16 protein-coding genes are annotated in these 19195 nt (G+C 71.2%); 12 read left to right on the forward strand and 4 right to left on the reverse strand.

The window, feature by feature from the left end; all coding sequences use genetic code 11:
* Window position 1: 1 nt before the first annotated feature.
* Both O7601_RS16515 and O7601_RS16520 read right to left on the reverse strand, forming a co-directional pair.
* Window positions 2-946: a permease prefix domain 1-containing protein gene (locus tag O7601_RS16515; RefSeq protein ID WP_281562019.1), complete on the reverse strand. Its 945-nt coding sequence runs from the start codon at window positions 944-946 to the stop codon at window positions 2-4.
* Window positions 943-1284, reverse strand: coding sequence for a PadR family transcriptional regulator (locus tag O7601_RS16520; protein ID WP_281562020.1), 342 nt, complete (start codon window positions 1282-1284; stop codon window positions 943-945). Before O7601_RS16520 ends, O7601_RS16515 begins: the two co-directional genes overlap by 4 nt.
* Before the next feature lie 199 nt (window positions 1285-1483).
* Here O7601_RS16520 and dnaE point away from each other — a divergent pair, with 199 nt between their 5' ends.
* The 5 genes from dnaE (at window position 1484) to O7601_RS16545 (ending at window position 9301) form a co-directional block, all read left to right on the forward strand.
* A complete protein-coding gene (dnaE, locus tag O7601_RS16525) occupies window positions 1484-5017 on the forward strand; it encodes a DNA polymerase III subunit alpha (RefSeq protein WP_281562021.1) in 3534 nt (1177 codons plus the stop codon).
* 70 nt (window positions 5018-5087) lie between these two features.
* Window positions 5088-6125, forward strand: a complete 1038-nt coding sequence (locus tag O7601_RS16530; RefSeq protein ID WP_281562022.1) for an aminotransferase class V-fold PLP-dependent enzyme — start codon at window positions 5088-5090, stop codon at window positions 6123-6125.
* A gap of 202 nt (window positions 6126-6327) precedes the next feature.
* The gene (locus O7601_RS16535) at window positions 6328-6939 is read left to right on the forward strand and encodes a transcriptional regulator (protein WP_281562023.1); all 612 of its coding nucleotides are present in this window, start codon (window positions 6328-6330) and stop codon (window positions 6937-6939) included.
* A gap of 180 nt (window positions 6940-7119) precedes the next feature.
* On the forward strand, window positions 7120-8697 hold the full coding sequence (locus O7601_RS16540; protein WP_281562024.1) for an MFS transporter: 1578 nt from the start codon (window positions 7120-7122) through the stop codon (window positions 8695-8697).
* 4 nt (window positions 8698-8701) lie between these two features.
* Window positions 8702-9301, forward strand: coding sequence for a TetR/AcrR family transcriptional regulator (locus O7601_RS16545; protein WP_281562025.1), 600 nt, complete (start codon window positions 8702-8704; stop codon window positions 9299-9301).
* 46 nt (window positions 9302-9347) lie between these two features.
* Here O7601_RS16545 and O7601_RS16550 read toward each other — a convergent pair whose 3' ends face one another.
* Window positions 9348-11267: a helix-turn-helix domain-containing protein gene (locus O7601_RS16550; protein WP_281562026.1), complete on the reverse strand. Its 1920-nt coding sequence runs from the start codon at window positions 11265-11267 to the stop codon at window positions 9348-9350.
* 17 nt (window positions 11268-11284) lie between these two features.
* A complete protein-coding gene (locus tag O7601_RS16555; RefSeq protein ID WP_093404460.1) occupies window positions 11285-12067 on the reverse strand; it encodes a 3-hydroxybutyrate dehydrogenase in 783 nt (260 codons plus the stop codon).
* A 259-nt stretch (window positions 12068-12326) separates the two neighbouring features.
* Between O7601_RS16555 and ruvC the strand changes: the two genes are divergently transcribed.
* From ruvC to O7601_RS16590, 7 genes are all read left to right on the forward strand, one after another.
* Window positions 12327-12854, forward strand: a complete 528-nt coding sequence (gene ruvC / locus O7601_RS16560) for a crossover junction endodeoxyribonuclease RuvC (protein WP_281562027.1) — start codon at window positions 12327-12329, stop codon at window positions 12852-12854.
* Window positions 12851-13453: a Holliday junction branch migration protein RuvA gene (gene ruvA / locus O7601_RS16565; RefSeq protein ID WP_281562028.1), complete on the forward strand. Its 603-nt coding sequence runs from the start codon at window positions 12851-12853 to the stop codon at window positions 13451-13453. Before ruvC ends, ruvA begins: the two co-directional genes overlap by 4 nt.
* Window positions 13450-14514: a Holliday junction branch migration DNA helicase RuvB gene (gene ruvB / locus O7601_RS16570; RefSeq protein ID WP_281562029.1), complete on the forward strand. Its 1065-nt coding sequence runs from the start codon at window positions 13450-13452 to the stop codon at window positions 14512-14514. Before ruvA ends, ruvB begins: the two co-directional genes overlap by 4 nt.
* A 138-nt stretch (window positions 14515-14652) precedes the next feature.
* Window positions 14653-14991: a preprotein translocase subunit YajC gene (gene yajC, locus O7601_RS16575; protein ID WP_281562030.1), complete on the forward strand. Its 339-nt coding sequence runs from the start codon at window positions 14653-14655 to the stop codon at window positions 14989-14991.
* 284 nt (window positions 14992-15275) lie between these two features.
* On the forward strand, window positions 15276-17168 hold the full coding sequence (gene secD / locus O7601_RS16580) for a protein translocase subunit SecD (protein ID WP_281562031.1): 1893 nt from the start codon (window positions 15276-15278) through the stop codon (window positions 17166-17168).
* 1 nt (window position 17169) lies between these two features.
* A complete protein-coding gene (secF, locus tag O7601_RS16585; RefSeq protein WP_281562032.1) occupies window positions 17170-18363 on the forward strand; it encodes a protein translocase subunit SecF in 1194 nt (397 codons plus the stop codon).
* A 105-nt stretch (window positions 18364-18468) separates the two neighbouring features.
* On the forward strand, window positions 18469-19035 hold the full coding sequence (locus O7601_RS16590) for an adenine phosphoribosyltransferase (protein ID WP_281562033.1): 567 nt from the start codon (window positions 18469-18471) through the stop codon (window positions 19033-19035).
* The last annotated feature ends 160 nt before the right edge of the window (window positions 19036-19195 follow it).

A 19195-nucleotide genomic window follows, 5' to 3' on the forward strand; every position in this document is an offset into this window, starting at 1 on the left:
CTCAGCGTGCGGATCGACGTGCCTTGACCGCACTGTCGGCAATGTCCCACAGAGTGATCGCGACGATCACCACGACGCTGATCCGGGCGACCGTGTCGAGGCCGCCGTCGCGGAGCCAGGCGAAGCGGTCGACGAACTCCGGGTTGAGCAGCCGGTCTTCGAGCAGCAGCCAGATCGCCGGCACCGCGAACGCCAGGCCCAGCACGGCGTTGCCGACGACCAGCGGCCAGGTCCACCGGCGGGCGCGGTACTTGGCGATCTCCAGCGCGATGCTGGCGAGCAGAACGACCATCAGCAGCGGCAGCCAGAACGTCCACAGCGCCGGATCGAGGATCGGCAGGCGCTCGCCGTCGGGCCCCACCACGGACTGGAAGTGCTGCCACGGCAGGAAGGCGATGAACAGGCCCAGGAAGACGATCGAGGCGCACACGTCGGTGAGCGTGACGTCCCGTTCGGTGGGGTGCTCGGGCAGCTGGTCGACGCTCCACTCGGGCAGGTTCAGCGGGGTGCCGAGGCGTTCCAGCACCGCGAAGACCAGGGTGACCCAGAAGGCGATCTGCACGGCGACGTTGAACGCCCCGACGACGCCCTCGCCGATCGCACCGGCCGGATTGTCGGCGACGGTGGCCTGGAGCACGCCGATCAGCACCCCGACGATGGCGGGAATGGTGCTGAGCAGCACGATCAGCAGCCGTTGCCAGGCCAGGTAGTACTCGGGGCCGATGAGTTGAAGTCGCCGGTCGGTGTATCGGGCGGCCAGTTGCGCGGGGTTGCCCAGCTCGGTGAGGACGGCGCGTTCCGCGGTGGCGGCGTCGACCCCGTCGGCGGTCCGGCCGTCGATCATGTCGTCGATGGAGGCGCGCAGTTCGGTGGCGATCTCCTCGCGCCGCCCGGTCGGCACCGAGCGCAGGGTGGCGGCCAGGTAGCGGTCGGTCAGGGAGGTCATCGGGGGGCTCCTTCGATCAGGCTGGTGAGGGAGGTCTGTACGGCGGCGAGGTCGGCGAGCAGGCGTTGCAGCACCTGCTCGCCGGAGTCGCTGGTGCGGTAGAACTTGCGGGGTCGGCTCTCCTCGGTGTTCCACTCGCTGCTCAGGAGCCCCTGCTCCTCCAGCCGCCGCAGCAGGGGATAGAGGGTGTTCGCGTCGACCGGGAAGCCGTGCCCGGTGAGTCGTTGCAGCAGCGCGTAGCCGTAGTCGGGTCGGCGCAGCGCGACCAGACTGGCCACCACCACGGTGCCTCGACGTAGCTCCTGTAGGTGGGTCCGTAGCACGTCGTCGCTGACCATGCGTCACACCATACTGTGTGGCACACACTATTGTCCATTGCACAACGATGGCTGGCGTAACGATATCGTGTCGCCTGCAGCGCTTCGCGTCGCTTGCACGGGTCGCCGAGTGCCGCGCGCGGCGCGCTGGAGCGGCCGGCGACGGCGGGGTTAGGGTTAGCGCCGACCGACTCGATCAGCTGACCCGGGGGGCCTCCGCATGGGCGATTCGTTCGCGCATCTGCACGTGCACACGGAGTACTCGATGCTCGACGGGGCGGCCCGGCTCAAGGACCTGTTCGCCGAGGTCAAGCGGCAGGGGATGCCGGCGGTGGCGATGACCGACCACGGCAACATGCACGGCGCGAACGACTTCTACAAGCAGGCGATGGCCGCCGGGGTGACCCCGATTCTGGGCATCGAGGCATACGTGGCGCCGGAGTCACGGTTCCACAAGTCTCGGGTGCGGTGGGGCCGGCCGGAGCAGAAGAGCGACGACGTCTCCGGTAGCGGTGGCTACACCCACAAGACGATCTGGGCGCGGAACAAGACCGGCCTGCACAACCTGTTCGCGCTGACCTCGCGCTCCTACACCGAGGGCTATTTCGTGAAGTGGCCCCGGATGGACGCCGAACTGCTGGCCGAGTACGCCGACGGACTGATGGCCACCACCGGCTGCCCGTCCGGCGAGGTGCAGACCCGGCTGCGGCTCGGCCACGACGCGCAGGCCCTCGAAGCCGCCGCGAAGTACCAGGAGATCTTCGGCAGGGAGAACTACTTCCTGGAACTGATGGACCACGGTCTGGACATCGAGAAGCGGGTCCGCGACGGGCTGTTGGAGATCGGCCGCAAGCTGAACATTCCGCCGGTGGTCACCAACGACTCGCACTACACCCACGAGGCGCAGTCCGAGGCGCACGACGTGCTGCTCTGCGTACAGACCGGCAGCAACGTGGCCGACCCGAACCGGTTCAAGTTCGGCGGCAGCGGCTACTACATCAAGTCGGCCGACGAGATGCGCGGGGTGGACCACTCCGACCCCTGGTTGGAGGGTTGCCGCAACACGCTGCTGGTGGCGGAGCGGGTCGACCCGACCGGGATGTTCGAGTTCCACAACCTGATGCCGCGCTTCCCGGTGCCCGAGGGAGAGACCGAGGAGTCCTGGTTCCGCAAGGAGACCTTCGCCGGCCTGGCCCGCCGGTACCCGGAGGGCATCCCGCAGGGGCACGTCGTGCAGGCCGAGTACGAGTTGGGCGTCATCATCCAGATGGGCTTCCCGTCGTACTTCCTCGTGGTGGCCGACTTCATCCAGTGGGCCAAGGCGCAGGGCATCGCCGTCGGTCCGGGGCGTGGCTCCGCCGCCGGTTCCCTGGTCGCGTACGCCCTGGGCATCACCGACCTGGACCCGATCCCGCACGGGCTGATCTTCGAGCGGTTCCTCAACCCCGAGCGGGTCTCGATGCCGGATGTCGACATCGACTTCGACGAGCGTCGGCGCGGTGAGGTGATCAAGTACGTCACCGACAAGTGGGGTGAGGACAAGGTCGCGCAGATCGCCACCTTCGGCACCATCAAGGCGAAGGCCGCGATCAAGGACTCGGCCCGGGTGCTCGGCTACCCGTACGCGGTCGGCGACCGGATCACCAAGGCGATGCCACCGGCGGTGATGGGCAAGGACATCCCGCTGACCGGCATCTTCGACCCGAAGCACCCGAGGTACGCCGAGGCCGGCGAGATCCGTGGCCTGTACGAGTCCGACCCCGACGTCCGCAAGGTGATCGACACCGCCAAGGGCATCGAGGGGCTGATCCGGCAGACCGGGGTGCACGCGGCCGGTGTGATCATGTCCGCCGAGCCGATCATCGAGCACATCCCGCTGATGCGCCGCGACGCCGACGGGGCGATCATCACCCAGTTCGACTACCCGACGTGCGAGTCGCTCGGGTTGTTGAAGATGGACTTCCTCGGCCTGCGCAACCTCACCATCATCGACGACGCGCTGAAGAACATCGAGCTCAACCACGGACGCAACGTCGACCTGCTCAAGCTGCCGCTGGACGACAAACCGACGTACGAGCTGCTGGCCCGGGGCGACACCCTCGGGGTGTTCCAGCTCGACGGCGGGCCGATGCGGTCGCTGCTGCGGCTGATGAAGCCGGACAACTTCGAGGACATCTCCGCCGTCCTGGCGCTGTATCGGCCCGGCCCGATGGGCGCCAACTCGCACACGAACTACGCGTTGCGCAAGAACGGTCTCCAGGAGATCACCCCGATCCATCCGGAGCTGGCCGAGCCGCTGGAGGAGATCCTCGGCCCGACCTACGGTCTGATCGTCTACCAGGAGCAGGTGCAGCGGGCCGCCCAGGTGCTCGCCGGGTACAGCCTCGGCAAGGCCGACCTGCTGCGCCGGGCGATGGGCAAGAAGAAGAAGGAGGTCCTCGACAAGGAGTTCATCCCGTTCCGGGACGGGATGAAGAGCAACGGCTACTCCGACGAGGCCATCAAGACCCTGTGGGACATCCTCGTCCCGTTCGCCGACTACGCCTTCAACAAGGCGCACACCGCCGGCTACGGGCTGGTGTCGTACTGGACCGGCTACCTGAAGGCCAACTACCCGGCCGAGTACATGGCGGCGCTGCTGACCTCCGTCGGTGACGACAAGGACAAAATGGCCATGTACCTGTCGGAGTGCCGGCGGATGGGCATCCAGGTGCTGCCGCCGGACGTGAACACCTCGGCGGGCCCGTTCACCCCGGTCGGCCGGGAGATCCGCTTCGGCCTCGGCGCGATCCGCAACGTCGGCGCGAACGTGGTCGCCGCGATCATGCGCTGCCGCGAGGAGAAGGGCGAGTATGCCGACTTCTACGACTTCCTGTCCAAGGTGGACGCGGTGGTCTGCAACAAGAAGACGATCGAATCCCTGATCAAGGCGGGGGCGTTCGACTCGCTGAAGCACCCCCGCAAGGGCCTGCTCGCCGTGCACGCCGACGCCATCGACGCGTACGCCGACGTCAAGCGCAAGGAGGCCGTCGGGCAGTACGACCTGTTCGGCGCGGGCTTCGGCGACGCCGAGGTGGCGACGAACACCACGGTCATGCCGGTCATCGCCGAGGGGGAGTGGGACAAGCGCGACAAGCTCGCCTTCGAGCGCGAGATGCTCGGCCTGTACGTCTCCGACCATCCCCTGTTCGGGTTGGAACACATCCTCGGCGCGGCGGCCGACACCACCATCGCGGCACTGTCGGAGGAGGGCACCGTGCCCGACGGCGCGGTGGTCACCCTCGCCGGCATCCTCTCCGGCGTGCAGCGGCGGGTCACCAAGCAGGGGCGGGCGTGGGCCTCGGCCACCCTGGAGGACCTGGCCGGTGGCGTGGAGACGCTCTTCTTCCCGAACACCTATGAGGTGATCGGGCAGTACATCGCCGAGGACGCGATCGTGGTGGTCAAGGGGCGGGTCGACCGGCGCGACGACACCCCGCGCATCATGGCGATGGACATGTCCCTGCCGGACATCAGCACCAGTACGGCGAACAAGCCGGTCACCCTCACCATCCCGGTGACCCGCTGCACCCCGCCGCTGGTGGAACGCCTCAAGGAGACCCTGGTGCTGCACCCCGGTGACGCCGAGGTGCACGTCAAACTCCTCAACGGCACCCGCACCACCACCCTGCGCCTGAGCCCGGTCCGGGTGGCCGCCACCACCGCCCTGATGGCCGACCTCAAAAGCGTCCTAGGCCCCGCCAACGTCACCTGACCTCCGGGTGGGGGCCACGGGGGTGGGATTGGCGCTTAGGGGTGGCCGACCGGGCCACTAGCGTCGGGGTGTGGATCTGGAGCAGGCGCAGAAGCTGTGGCAACCGCAGCCGGGTTGGCTGAACACCGCCAGCTACGGGTTGCCGCCCGACCCGGCCTGGGACGCGTTGCAGGACGCGCTGGCCGCCTGGCGGGTGGGGTCGGGCGCGTGGGAGGACTGGGGCGCGGCGACCGACCGGTCCCGGGCGGCGTTCGCTCAGCTGGTCGCGGTACCGGTGGTCGACGTGGCGGTCGGTGCCACCGTCTCCCAGCTGCTGGCGCCGGTCGCCGCCGCGCTACCCGCCGGTGCCCGGGTGCTGGCGCCCGAGGTCGAGTTCACCTCCAACCTGTTTCCCTGGCTCGTCCAGGCCGAGCGGGGCGTCGAGGTGCGCACCGTCCCGCTGGACGAGCTGGCCGCCTCCATCGACGCCGACACCGACCTGGTGGCGTTCAGCCTGGTGCAGTCCGCCGACGGCACGATCGCCGCGTACGACGAGATCGTCGCCGCGGCCCGGGCCCACGGCGCGCTCGTCGCGGTGGACGCCACCCAGGCGTGCGGGTGGCTGCCGTTCGACGCGGCCCGCGCGGACGTCGTGGTGACCGGCGGATACAAGTGGCTGATGGCGCCCCGGGGCACCGCGTTCGCCTACCTGGCGCCCGAGCTGCGGGACCGGCTGCGACCCGACGCCGCCGGTTGGTACGCGGGTCGCGATCCGCACGCCTCCTACTACGGGCCGCCGCTGCGGTTGGCCGACGACGCCCGCCGGTTCGACCTCTCGCCGGCCTGGTTCAGCTGGGTGGGTGCCGCCCCGGCACTGGAGCTGCTGCTGGAGATCGGCGTCGAGCAGGTGCGGGCGTACGACGTGGCGCTGGCCAACCGGTTCCTCACCGGTCTGGGGCAGCCAACCGGGCACAGCGCGATCGTCACCGTCGAGGTGCCCGGCGCGCAGGAGAGGTTGGCGCGCGCCGGGATACGCGCGGCGGTTCGGGCCGGTCGGGTACGGGCCTCGTTCCACCTCTACTCCACCACCGAGGACGTCGATCTGGCCCTCGACGCGCTCACCTCCTGACCGCGCCGTCCAACGCCGCACCGGATGGCTCGCCGGTGTGCGGCCGGCGCTCGCCGCCCGCCCTCATCACCTGACCGGTGAGGGCGGGCGGCGCTGTTTCCGAAGCTCTCGTAGCTGTCGGCTCCGGGCCGTCGCGGGCGCATCCGTGGCGGGGCGTCCCGACGAATCCCCGGTGGAGACCTGTCCACTGGGAGGAAGTCTGGTGTCTGAGATACCGATTCCGGCCGAGGTTGTGCAGATCGCGCGCAAGCGCCTGACGGCCGCCGCCGAGGAACTCGACGGCAACCGGGTCGCCGCGCTTGTCGTCGAGATGGCCGAGGAGTGGGGAGTGGTGCGGCTGTGGGACGACGTCTGCGTGCCGGTGCTCGCCGCGCTGAGCGGGCGGACCGCCGCCGGGATCGCCGTCGGGCACGCCCTGTCCGAAGGCGTCCGGGTCGGTCTGGACGTGTTCCGCCGCGACCCGTGCGTCGGCCCGCCCACCGACGGCGTGTTGCTGGCCGGGGCGGAACAGGAGGAACACAGTCTCGGACTGCACGCGCTGGCCGCCGCGTTGCGGGAACGCGGCCGGGGCTGCCTGCTGGTCGGGCCGGCGCTGCCCTGGACGGCGTTGGCCAGCGCCGTCCACCGGGCCCGGCCGCACAGCGTCGCGGTCTGGGCGCAGTCGCCGGTGACCGGCCGGTCGTACCGCATCGGCCGCTTCGCCCGGGATTTCCCGGCCGTCCGGGTGTACGGGGCCGGGCCAGGCTGGATCGAGCCGCTCACCCCACCCGCGACGCGTATCGACTCTCTCCCTGCCGCCCTCCGGGTGCTCTAGGCAGCAGCCGGCACGGTGCTCCCGGAGGGGCCGGCATGGTGCTGGCGGCGGGGCCGGCACGCGTTCCGTCGTCCGTCGCGATGGTGACGCGGGTCATACCGATACGGACCCGTGCCGTATCGTAAATGCCCTACGCTCAGGAGTCGACGCGGACGGACCGAAGCGAAACCGGGGGCGGAGATGCAGCCGAACGAGAACACCGGACATCCGAGGAGGTGGGCGATCCTCGGGGTGCTGGTGATCAGCCTGCTCGTGGTCGTCCTCGACAACACCATCCTCAACGTCGCGCTACGCACCCTCGCCGACCCGGTGCACGGGCTCGGGGCGAGCCAGGGCGAGCTGGAGTGGTCGATCAACTCCTACACCCTGGTCTTCGCCGGGTTGCTGTTCACCTTCGGCGTATTGGGGGACCGGGCCGGCCGCCGCAGGATGCTGCTGATCGGGCTCGTGCTCTTCGGGCTGGCGTCGCTGCTGTCGGCGTACGCGCAGACTCCCGGTCAGTTGATCGCGGCCCGGGCACTGATGGGGCTCGGCGGCGCAGCGATCATGCCGGCGACGTTGTCGATCATCTCCAATGTCTTCGACCCCCGGGAACGAGGACGCGCCATCGGCATCTGGGCCGGCGCGGTAGGTCTGGCGGTGGCCATCGGGCCGGTCCTCGGCGGGTTGTTGCTGGAGCACTACTGGTGGGGTTCGGTCTTCCTGATCAACGTGCCGGTGGTGGCGCTCGGCGTCGCCCTGGTCGCGTTGCTGGTGCCCGAGTCGCGCGACCCCGAACCGGGCCGCGTCGACGCGGTCGGTGTGCTGCTCTCCGTGATCGGTCTGGTCGCCCTCACCTACGGCATCATCGACGGCGGCGAGCACGGCTTCGGTCGACCCGTGGTCTGGGCCTCGATCCTCGGCGGCGTCGCGGTGCTGGCCTGGTTCGTCCGGCACGAGCGACGCAGCAGCCACCCGGCGCTGGACGTCCGACTGTTCCGGGTGCCCCGGTTCGCCGCCCCGGTGGCGATGATCGGGCTGGTCTTCTTCGCCGCGATGGGTGTGATGTTCTTCAGCTCGTTCTACCTGCAACTGGTGCGCGGCTACAGCCCGCTCGAGACCGGCCTGCTCTTCCTGCCCTTCGCGGTTGCCCAACTCGTCTTCGCCCCGCGCAGCGCCACCATGGTCCGCCGGTACGGCAGCCGGGCGGTGTCGGTGGTGGGGCTGGTGTTGACCTCGGTGGCGTTGGGCGCGTTCGCCTTCGTCGACGCCGCCACGCCCATCTGGCTGGTGCTTGTCGCCTTCTTCCTACAGGGCGTCGGGATGGCCAACATCATGCCGCCGGCGACCGAGTCGATCATGTCGGCGCTACCCCGGGAGAAGGCCGGCGTGGGCTCCGCGATCAGCAACACCATCCGGCAGGTGGCCGCCGCGCTCGGCGTCGCGGTGATCGGCTCGGTGCTGGCCGCCGGCTACCGCAACGGGATCGAACCGGCCCTGGTGGATCTGCCACCGGCAGCCGACGAAGCGGCCAGTGAGTCCCTCGCCGGCGCGTACGCGGCAGCCGGGCAGCTCGGTCCGGCGGGCCCGCAACTGATCGCGGCGGCCAACGACTCCTTCGTCTCGGCCATGCATCTCTCGGCCGCGCTGGCCGCGCTGGTCGCCGCGGCCGGCATCCTGGTGGCCCTGCGCTTCATGTCCGGCCGGGCCACCACCGGCGGGCCGGCGACGATCGGCGAACCCGGGTTGGCCGCCGCCGCATCCGGGCAGGGACAATGAGGGGATGACCAGCACGGCGGACGCCGCACGACCACCCGGGCGGCCACGCAGCGTCCGCGCGGACGAGGCGATCATCGAGGCCACCCTGGATCTGCTCGCCGAGGGCAGCACCATCGAGACGATCTCGGTCGAGGCGATCGCCGCGCGGGCCGGGGTGGGCAAGGCCACCATCTACCGCCGCTGGCCGGGCAAGGACGCGCTGCTGCGCGACGCCCTGCGTCGGCTCAAGGGCGATCCGCCGCAGCCGTCCGGGGGGTCCGTCCGCGAAGACCTGATCACGCTGGTGACCGCGATCGGCCACAACGTCGATCCGCGCGCGGCGCAGATCATGCCCTGTCTGGTGCCGGAGATGAAACGCAGTCCCGAGCGGTACGCGTTCTACCAGAGCATCGTGGAGCCCCGCCGGGCGGCGATGCGGGAGGTGTTGCGCCGCGGCGTCCGCGAGGGGAAGCTGCGCGCAGACATCGACATCGAGGTGACGATGGCGATGCTCACCGGGCCGATGCTCATCCAGCGGGTGCTGAACTGGAATCCGGACCTCGACGAGGCGAACCTGCCGGAGCGGGTCGTGGACGCCGTCCTGGCCGGTATCCGCACTCGCTGACCCGCGCTGCCGACACATCGCACGGCGCACGGTGTCCGACGGCAACTCAGCCGGCCGGCGTACGCAACCGGTGCAGGCGCAGGGCCAACTGCACCTCCAGGGCCCGATCCGGCCGTTGCCAGTCGGCGCCGAGCAGCTGCCCGACCCGCTCCAGGCGCTGGGTCACCGTGTTGACGTGCACGTGCAGCTGCTCGGCGGCCCGGGCCAGGCTGCCGCCCACCCCGAAGTACGCCTCCAGGGTCCGCACCAACGCGGTGCCGCGTCGGGCGTCGTACTCGATCACCGGCCCGATGGTCGCGGTGAGGAACCGGCTCACGTCGGCCTCGCCGCTGTCGTCGACGGCACCCAGCAGCAACCCGACGAAACCCAGCTCGGCGCTGCTCGCCCCCTGCCCGGCCCGGCCCAGCGCGCCCAGCGCGGTCAGGCAGCGGTCCGCCTCCCGGAACGCGGCGGCCAGCGACGCCGGGCCGGTCGACGGGCCGCTCGCGCCCGCGGTCACCGGTCGACCGGTGATCCGGGACAGGTCCCGGGCCACCGCCCGGGCGCTGCTCCCGGCGTCCTGACCGGGCAGCATCAGCGCCACCCGGCCGTCGCGCGCCGCGGCCAGCCCGCCCCGGGTCGAGGCGTACGTGGTGGCCCAGGAGAGCACCCGCTGCCGGGCGGAGCCGGTCGCCGCGATGGCGTCGTCGCCGACGGCCACCAGCACGTGCGGCGCGTCGAGATCCACGCCCAGCCGACGCGCCCGGCTGCGCAGCGCGTCGGTGTCGCGCAGCGGCCGGGCGATCAGGTCGTCGAGCAACTCGCCCCGGACCCGTCCCTCCGCCTCGGCGACGGTCCGCCGGAACAGCAGCAGCAGGGCGGTCACCAGCGCCGCCCGCTCCAGGATCCGCTGGTCGGCGTCGGCCGGTTCACCCTCGGGACGTAGCACCAGCACGCCCAGGTTCTCCGCGCCGGCCACCACGGCGGCGTACCACAGCGTGCCGCGGCGTACGCTGCGTCCCTCGGTCCGCGACGCCGCGACCGCCTCCACGATCTCCGCGCGGTCCGGCTCGTCGATCTCACCGACCTGGGCCAGCCGCCGCCCCTCGGCGTCCAGCGCCAGCAGCGCGCCGCCGAGCACGTCGGTGACCGCTGCGGCCACGTCCTCCACCCCGCCGCCGCGCAACACCAGCGCGGTCATCCGGTCGTGCGCCGCCGCGGCCCGCTCCACGGAGCTGCTGTGCGCCCGGATGGTGGTGTTCGCCGAGGACAGTTCCTCCAACGCCGAACGGGTCTCGGCCAACAGCCGCGCGGTGTCGATCGCCACCGCGGCGTGGGCCGCCAGGGAGAGCAGCAGCGCCACCTCCTCGCGGGCGAACGGCCGGGCCGAGCGGTTGGCCGCGTAGAGCACGCCGATGCTTGTCGAGCCGAGTCGCAGCGGCACCCCGAGGATGGCCACCAGCCCTTCCTCACCCACCCCGGCGTCGATCTCGCGGGTGTGGTGGAACCGCTCGTCCTCCGGGTAGTTCGCGGTCACGTACGGGGCGCCGGACTGGGCCACCAGGCCGCCGAGCCCGGCGCCCATGGGCAGTCGCAGCCGCTGGAACCGGGCGGAGACCGAGCCGTCGGTCACCCGCATGTAGGTGTCGCCGCGCTCGGCGTCGTCGAGCGTCATGTAGGCGACGTCCGCGCCGAGCAGGTGCCGGGCCCGGTGCACGATCGCCCGCAGCACCTCGTCCAGGTCGCGTAGCCCCGCCAGGTCGCTCACCGTGTCGTACAGGCCGGACAGCTCGCTCTCCCGGCGGCGGCGGCGCTCCAGCAGCGCCCGCACGCGCAGCGCCACCGTCTTGGCCTGTTCCAACTCGGCGAGGCGCTCGGCGGGCAGTCCGGCCGAGCGGGCGGCGACCAGCGGTCCCTCGAACTCGACCGCGGCCGCCTCCCGGGCGAGCAGTTCCAGGAACTCCACCGGCGACGACATGACGGACATTCTGCGGGTGGCCGGCGTCAGTTCGCCGTCCAACCCCCGTCGAGCGCGATCGAGGCGCCGGTGAGGAAGCCCGCCGGCGGCGAGCAGAGGTACGCCAGCAGTTCCGCCACCTCCTCCGGCTCGATCAGCCGCTTGACCGCCGCCCGGGCCAACATGATCTTCTCGATGACCTCGGACTCGGGGATGCCGTGGGCGGTCGACTGGTCGGCGATCTGGCTCTCCACCAGCGCGGTCCGTACGTACGCCGGGTTGATGCAGTTGGCGGTCACCCCGTGCGCCGCGCCCTCCAGCGCCACCACCTTCGACAGCCCTTCCAGGGCGTGTTTGGCGGAGACGTAGGCCGCCTTGTACGGCGAGGCGCGCAGCCCGTGCACCGAGGAGATGTTCACGATCCGACCCCAACCCCGGGCGTACATGTGCGGCAGCGCCCGCCGGATCAGCAGGAACGGCGCCTCCACCATCACCCGCTGGATGTACTCGAACCGCTCGACGGGAAAGTCCTGGAGCGGCGCGACGTGCTGCAGCCCGGCGTTGTTGACCACGATGTCGACGTCGGCGTCCAGCGCGTCCACCGCCGCCGGATCGGCGAGGTCCACCCCCTCGGCCCGGCCGCCGGCCTCGGCGGCCACCTGCTTGGCCGCCTCGACGTTGCGGTCCACCACCACGACCGTGGCGCCGGCCGCGGCCAGCCGCAGGGCGCAGGCCCGGCCGATGCCGCCGCCCCCGCCCGTCACGAGGGCGGTACGACCGGCCAGGTCGACGTTCACGACGTGGGGGACCGCCACGGGTTCTGCCGTCATGGCGCATGAAGTTACGAGCTGTGTGGTCGGGCGCACATGGGATGGCGGCACATACTCCCGCCGCACTGTGTGGTCGTCCGCTACATCCCGGTCGGACCCGCCACGGCAAGCGCGTTCCCGCGCGGCACGTCGTGACCGCCCCGCCGCGACGGCGTGTCCGGCGGCACGCGGTGGCGGGCGTGTCCGGCGGCGCGCCGGGTCGGCCGCATCGGTAGGGTGTCGAACACACGTACTGGGCTGACGGTGGGAGGGAGACGGCGTGCGGGTGCTCGGCGTCGATCCGGGGCTGACCCGGTGCGGCGTCGGCGTGGTCGAGGGGGTGCCCGGACGACCCTGCACGCTCATCGCCTACTACGTCGTCTACACCGACCCGGCCGACGAGCTGTCCACCCGCCTGCTGCACCTGGACCGTTCGCTTACCGAGTTGGTCGCCGAGCACCGACCGGACAGCGTGGCCGTCGAGCGGGTGTTCAGCCAGCACAACGTGCGTACGGTGATGGGCACCGCCCAGGCCAGCGGGATCGCGGTGCTGGCCGGGGCGCGCGCCGGGCTGCCGGTGCAGACGTACACCCCGAGCGAGGTGAAGGCGGCGGTGACCGGTTCCGGCCAGGCGGACAAGGCCCAGATGACCGCGATGGTCACCCGGCTGCTGCGGCTGCCCGAGCCACCCCGGCCGGCGGATGCCGCGGACGCCCTCGCGCTGGCCATCTGCCACGTGTGGCGCGGCGGCACCCGCTCGAAACTGGCCGCCGCGGCGGACCGGGTCAGACGAGGAGGAGCGAGATGATCGCCAGTTTGCGCGGCGTGGTGACCGCCGTCGCCCCGGACCAGGCGGTGATCGAGGTCGGCGGGGTCGGACTGGCCGTGCAGTGCGCTCCCGGCACGCTCGCCGACCTGCGGGTCGGCCAGCCGGCCCGGCTGGCCACCAGCCTGGTCGTCCGGGAGGACTCGCTCACCCTCTACGGCTTCGCCGACGACGACGCCAAGGCGCTGTTCGAGCTGTTGCAGACCGCCAGCGGGGTCGGCCCGCGGCTGGCCCAGGCAGTGCTCGCGGTGCACACCCCCGACGCGGTACGCAAGGCCATCGCCAACGCCGACACGGCGGCGCTGACCCGGGTGCCGGGCATCGGCAAGAAGGGCGCCGAACGACTGGTGCTGGAGCTGCGTGACCGGATCGGCCCGGTGCCGGTGGGTGCCGACGGCGCGGCCGGGGTGACCGGCGGCAGCTGGCCGGATCAGGTCCGCCAGGCGCTGATCGGGCTCGGTTGGACGGCCGGCCAGGCCGACCAGGCGGTCGCCGCCGTCGCCGAGAGCGTCGACGGTCCCACCCCGCCGGTGCCGGTGCTGTTGAAGCAGGCCATCCGGCTGCTGGGTCGGACCCGATGAGCAGCGAGAACCTGGTCTCGGCGTACGTCAACGATGCGGAGCTGGACGCGGAGGTCAGCGTCCGACCGAAGCGCCTCGCCGAGTTCATCGCCCAGGACCGGGTTCGCGACCAGCTCGACCTGCTGCTTCAGGGCGCCATGCGGCGCGGCTCGCCGCCCGACCACATCCTGCTCTCGGGCCCGCCGGGCCTGGGCAAGACCAGCCTCGCCAACATCGTGGCCGCCGAGCTGGGCACCGGCATCCGGGTGACCAGCGGGCCGGCGATCGAACGCTCCGGTGACCTGGCGGCGATCCTGACCAGTCTGGCCGAGGGGGACGTGCTCTTCATCGACGAGATCCACCGGATCGCCCGGCCGGCGGAGGAGCTGCTCTACAGCGCGATGGAGGACTTCCGGGTCGACGTGGTGGTGGGCAAGGGGCCGGGGGCCACCGCCATCCCGCTCGACGTGGAGCCGTTCACGCTTGTCGGCGCGACCACCCGGTCCGGTCTGCTCACCGGCCCGATGCGGGACCGGTTCGGCTTCGTGGCGCACCTGGACTTCTACTCGCCGGCCGACCTGGAGACGCTGCTGCACCGCTCGGCGCGCATCCTCGGGGTGCCGATCACCGAGGACGGGGCGGCGGAGATCGCCGGCCGGTCCCGGGGTACGCCCCGGATCGCCAACCGGCTGCTGCGCCGGGTGCGGGACTTCGCCGAGGTCCGCGCCGACGGTGTGGTCACCGTCGCGACCGCCCGGGCGGCCCTGACCGTGTACGACGTGGACGCCCTCGGGCTGGACCGGCTCGACCGGGCGGTGCTGACCGCGCTGGTGGACTCGTTCCGGGGTGGCCCGGTCGGCCTGTCTACCCTGGCCGTGGCGGTGGGGGAGCAGCCGGACACCGTCGAGGAGGTCTGCGAGCCGTTCCTGGTGCGGGCCGGCCTGCTGGCGCGTACGCCCCGGGGCCGGGTGGCCACCGAGGCCGCCTGGCACCATCTGGGCCGTACGCCGCCGAATGGTACATTTGCCGCAGAAGCTCCTCCCGCGCCCGATCTGTTCTCGCTGGACGTCGGCGAGCCGTGATCTGTTCGTGATCTCTGCCGCATTCGGCGTTCCCAGACAGAGCGACTAGACTCGCCGCGGTCTGTACAGGACGTGAAAATCCGCCTCCGTTGCGGCGCCGACGCGCCGGTCCGGCGGCCAATCGGAAGGTCGACAACCGTGCACTACGCAGCAGATGGCGGCGGAGCGGGAGGCTTCACGCCGATCCTCATGATCGCTCTGCTCTTCGGCGTCATGTACTTCATGATGATCCGTCCGCAGCAGAAGCGCCGCCGCGAGGCCGAATCGATGCAGTCCAACCTCTCCGTGGGCGACGAGGTGGTCACCATCGGCGGGCTCTACGGCACGGTCACCGGTGTCGAGGACGACAGCGTCCTGCTGGAGGTCGCTCCCGGAGTGCAGACCCGCTACGCCCGGCCGGCGATCGCCCGGGTGGTCACCCCGGCGGAGCGCCCGGTCGAGTCGCCCGTCGAGGAGTCCGACTCCGTCAAGGACTGACGCCGAATCCCATCCGGGTCGCCGGTCTCCCGGCGGATCGGGCGGGAGGTGCCCACGCGCGTCCCCGGGTGGGTGCCATCCTCGAATTGCGCATTGAGACAATTGGATAGAAGGCCGACGCCGGGCGCCGGCGCGCCGACTCGTACCCGGTCCACGCGTCCGCGTCGACCCCCGGAGGCGGCGGTGCCCGCCTGAGCGCCGTCGGAAGGCAGACCGTCGGCCGAGGGACCGGCCGACCCGCCGCCGCGCCCGCGGCGGCGTGACCACAGGGAGACAGGACAGCCGTGGCACCACCTCAGGGACAGATGCGCCCGGGACGGCAGTTGGCCGTGCTCGGGGCCATCTTCGTCGTCCTCTATCTTTTGGTGTTCTTCTCGGGCGGTGCCAGCGGTGGCTGGAAGGACCGGCTCGAACCCCGCCTCGGTCTTGACCTGGTCGGCGGCACGCGGCTCACGCTGGAAGCCACCAACACCCTCGACGGCCGAGCCCCGACGGCGGAGAACCTGGAGCGGGCCCGCCAGATCATCGAGAGTCGGGTCAACGCGTACGGCGTGGCCGAGGCCGAGGTGGTCACCGAGGGCGACCGCAACATCGTCGTCTCCCTGCCCGGCGAGAACCGCGAGCTCAACGAGGTCGGTAGCGCCGCCGAGCTGCGGTTCCGGAAGGTGCTGAAGATCGCCGACGGCAGCGGCTCGATCCCGTCGCCGGCACCGAGCGAGAGTCCTTCGGCGACCCCGTCCGGGTCCGCGAGCCCCGAGGCCACCCCGTCGGGCACCGCGAGCCCCACCCCGGACGCCGAAGCCTCCTCCTCGCCCGACGCTGGCGGTCAGGGGGGTGGCGCTCCGACCCCGACCCCGTCGGCGACCCCGACGCCCACCCCGTCGCCGACGGCGGACGAAGAGGTGCCGCAGAGCATCGAGGAGCAGCGCCAGGCCGTCGAGCAGAAGGTCGGCGCTGAGGCGTGGGCCGCCGCGAGCGGGTTGCAGGCGCCGGCCGACCTGAGCGCCGATCCGTCGCTGGCCGACAAGCTCAAGCCCTTCGGCGAGCTGAGTGGCCGTGAGGTCGCGGTGCTGCCGGCGCAGATGCAGTTCAACGTGCCGACGATCGGCTGCGCCCAGCTCGACGACCGGCCCCCGGCGTCCATCTCCGACCCGGAGCAGCAGGTCGTCGCCTGCGAGGGCGGGTACGCCAAGAACCTGCTCGACGTGGCGAAGGTGCTCGGCACCGACGTCTCCGACGCCAACGCGGTGCGCGACCAGACCAGCCAGTGGGTGGTCAGCCTGAACTTCACCGGCTCGGGCCAGGACAAGTGGACCGCGCTGACCCGCGAGGCGTTCAACAACGAGGGCCAGGCATGTGACGCGTCCGCGCTCGGTGACGAGGGCAAGTGCCGGGTCGCCGTGGTGCTGGACAACAAGATCATCTCTTCACCGCAGATCCAGGGCGTGCTGACCGGCAACTCGCAGATCACCGGCAACTTCAGCAACGCCGAGGCCAGCGAGCTGGCCGGCTACCTCAGCTACGGCGCCCTGCCGGTCACCTTCGAGGCGCAGGAGCAGCAGAACGTCACCGCCACCCTGGGCGCCAGCCACCTGCGGGCCGGTCTGCTCGCGGCCGGCATCGGCATGCTGCTGGTCATCATCTACTCGTTCTTCTACTACCGCCTGCTCGGCTCGGTGATCTTCCTGAGCCTGATCCTGTCGGCGCTGCTGCTCTTCGGCGCGCTGGTGGTGCTCGGTCGGCAGATCGGCTTCACGCTCACCCTCGCCGGCATCGCCGGCATCATCGTCTCGCTAGGTGTGGCGGCGGACTCGTTCGTCATCTACTTCGAACGCCTCAAGGACGAGATCCGGGAGGGGCGCAGCCCGCGCAGCGCGGTACCCCGGGCGTGGGTCCGGGCCCGCCGGACGATCATCTCCGCCAACGCGATCACGATCATGTCGGCGCTGGTGCTCTACATCGTCTCGGTCGGCACGGTGAAGGGCTTCGCCTTCGCCCTGGGCCTGGCCACGGTGCTGGACCTGCTGGTGGTCTTCCTCTTCCGGCATCCGATCATGACGATGTTCGCCCGTACCAAGGCGTTCCTGTCCCCACGGGTCAGCGGCCTGGGCAGGGCACTGCCGGCCCGGTCGGAGCCGGCCCCGTCGTCCCGCAACCAGCGTGTCAAGGAGGCCTGAGATGGCTGAGACTGGTCTGGCAGCCCGCCTCTACCGAGGTGAGGCCGGCCTCAATATCGTCGGCCGGCGCAAGATGTGGTTCACCGTCGCCGCCGTGCTGGTGGTGATCGCGCTCGGCAGCGTCATCTTCCGGGGCTTCAGCCTGGGCATCGAGTTCGCCGGCGGCAACTCGTTCCAGGTGCCGACCAGCGTCGGCACCCTGGAGCAGGTGGAGGACCGGGCGGGTGAGGTGCTGACCACCGCCGGCGAGGGTGGCCGGGTGGTCACCACCCAGGAGGTCGGCGGGGGCGGCGGCGAGTTCTACGAGCTGCGTACCACCGAGCTCGACGCCGAGCAGGCCGAGGCGGTCCGGGTCGAGTTGGGTCAGGTGTTCAACATCGACCCGGCGGAGATCGCCAGCAACCGGGTCAGCGAGGCGTGGGGCAGCCAGGTGACCAACCGGGCCCTGCTCGGTCTGGTTATCTTCCTGGCCCTGGTGACGGTCTACCTGGTCCTGCGGTTCGAGTGGCAGATGGCCGTCGGGGCGATCTTCGCCCTGGTGATGAACCTGGTCCTCACCGCCGGGCTCTACTCGATCGTCGGGTTCGAGGTCACCCCGTCGACGATCATCGGATTCCTCACCATTCTGGGCTTCGCCCTGTACGACGTGGTGGTGGTCTTCGACAAGGTGCAGGAGAACACCAGAGGCATCACCGCGAACAACAACCAGACGTACGGCGAGGCGGCCAACCTGGCCGTCAACCAGAGCCTGATGCGGTCGATCAACACCTCGGTGGTCGCCCTGCTCCCGGTCGGCGGCATCCTGTTCATCGGTGCCGGCCTGCTCGGCGCGGGCACCCTGAAGGACCTCGGCCTGGTGCTCTTCGTCGGTATGGCGATGGCCTTCCTCACCTCGATCACGCTGGCCACCCCGCTGCTGGTGGTGCTGAAGAACCGCGACCCACGGATCCAGGCGCACAACAAGCGGGTGCTCGCCCGGCGGTCCACGGTCAGCCGGGGCGAGACCCCCGCCAAGACGGGTGGCACGCCCCGCCCGGTCGAGCGGGACGAGGAGCCGGTCACCGCGGAGGCCGGCGCGCTCGCCGGTGCCGCCGCGCCGAAGGTTGGCGCCCGGCCGACGGGCAAGCGATCCGGCGGTGCCCGGGGCGGGCGTCCCGGTGGCGGCAACCGTCCGGGCGGCGGAAAGCGGCGCTGAGGACGCCCGGGACGACCCGGTAGAAACAGGTACCGGCGGCGTCCTGCATGCTGTGCGAGCAGCGTGCGGGACGCCGCCGTCGTGTGGAAGGGAACTGGAACTGCCGTGACGGAGACCCACAGCACCGGGGTACGCGGGGACAGCGGGCCGGAGATAGCCCGGCTGGTGGCCAGCCGGGTGCTCGACGTGCCCGACTTCCCCAAGCCCGGCGTCATGTTCAAGGACCTGATGCCGTTGTTCGCCGACGGTGACGCCTTCCGGGACGTGATCGACGGGATCGTCACCTACCACGGGCGGGAGTCCTTCGACGCCGTGGTCGGCATCGAGGCGCGGGGGTTCGTGGTCGCCGCCGCGATCGCGTACGCCACCGGAGTCGGGGTGGTGCCGGTGCGTAAGGCCGGCAAGTTGCCCCGGCCGGCGTACGCCGCCTCCTACGAACTGGAGTACGGCGAGGCCACCCTCGAGGTACACCAGGACGCCTTCACCGCCGGACACCGCGTGCTGGTGGTCGACGACGTGCTCGCCACCGGCGGCACGGCGGCGGCCACGCTCGACCTGGTCGAGCGGGCGGGTGGCACGGTGGCGGGTTTCACCGTGCTGCTGGAGTTGTCGTTCCTCGGTGGGCGCGACCGACTGGCCCCGCGTCCCGTGCATGCCCTGTTGACCGTTTGAGACGTCGGCGGACCCGGCAAGGTCCGTCCGGCGGAGCGGCACGGCACCCCGGGTGGGGGTAGCATTGCCCATTGCTGACTGGGCGGTTACCCGCCTGTGCGGCGCTAGACCAGACCGGCCGGCGCACGGTCGGTGTCGTCCCGGCGAGCGGTGAGGAGGC

Source organism: Verrucosispora sp. WMMD573, from assembly GCF_027497175.1.
Lineage (GTDB): Bacteria > Actinomycetota > Actinomycetes > Mycobacteriales > Micromonosporaceae > Micromonospora.

Coding starts and splice junctions, on each gene's coding strand:
- O7601_RS16515 (WP_281562019.1), bottom strand. CDS start 946: ATGACCTCCCTGACCGACCGCTACCTGGCCGCCACCCTGCGCTCGGTG.
- O7601_RS16555 (WP_093404460.1), bottom strand. CDS start 12,067: ATGACGGCAGAACCCGTGGCGGTCCCCCACGTCGTGAACGTCGACCTG.
- secF (WP_281562032.1), top strand. CDS start 17,170: ATGGCTGAGACTGGTCTGGCAGCCCGCCTCTACCGAGGTGAGGCCGGC.
- O7601_RS16520 (WP_281562020.1), bottom strand. CDS start 1,284: ATGGTCAGCGACGACGTGCTACGGACCCACCTACAGGAGCTACGTCGA.
- dnaE (WP_281562021.1), top strand. CDS start 1,484: ATGGGCGATTCGTTCGCGCATCTGCACGTGCACACGGAGTACTCGATG.
- ruvA (WP_281562028.1), top strand. CDS start 12,851: ATGATCGCCAGTTTGCGCGGCGTGGTGACCGCCGTCGCCCCGGACCAG.
- ruvB (WP_281562029.1), top strand. CDS start 13,450: ATGAGCAGCGAGAACCTGGTCTCGGCGTACGTCAACGATGCGGAGCTG.
- O7601_RS16540 (WP_281562024.1), top strand. CDS start 7,120: ATGCAGCCGAACGAGAACACCGGACATCCGAGGAGGTGGGCGATCCTC.
- O7601_RS16550 (WP_281562026.1), bottom strand. CDS start 11,267: ATGTCCGTCATGTCGTCGCCGGTGGAGTTCCTGGAACTGCTCGCCCGG.
- O7601_RS16545 (WP_281562025.1), top strand. CDS start 8,702: ATGACCAGCACGGCGGACGCCGCACGACCACCCGGGCGGCCACGCAGC.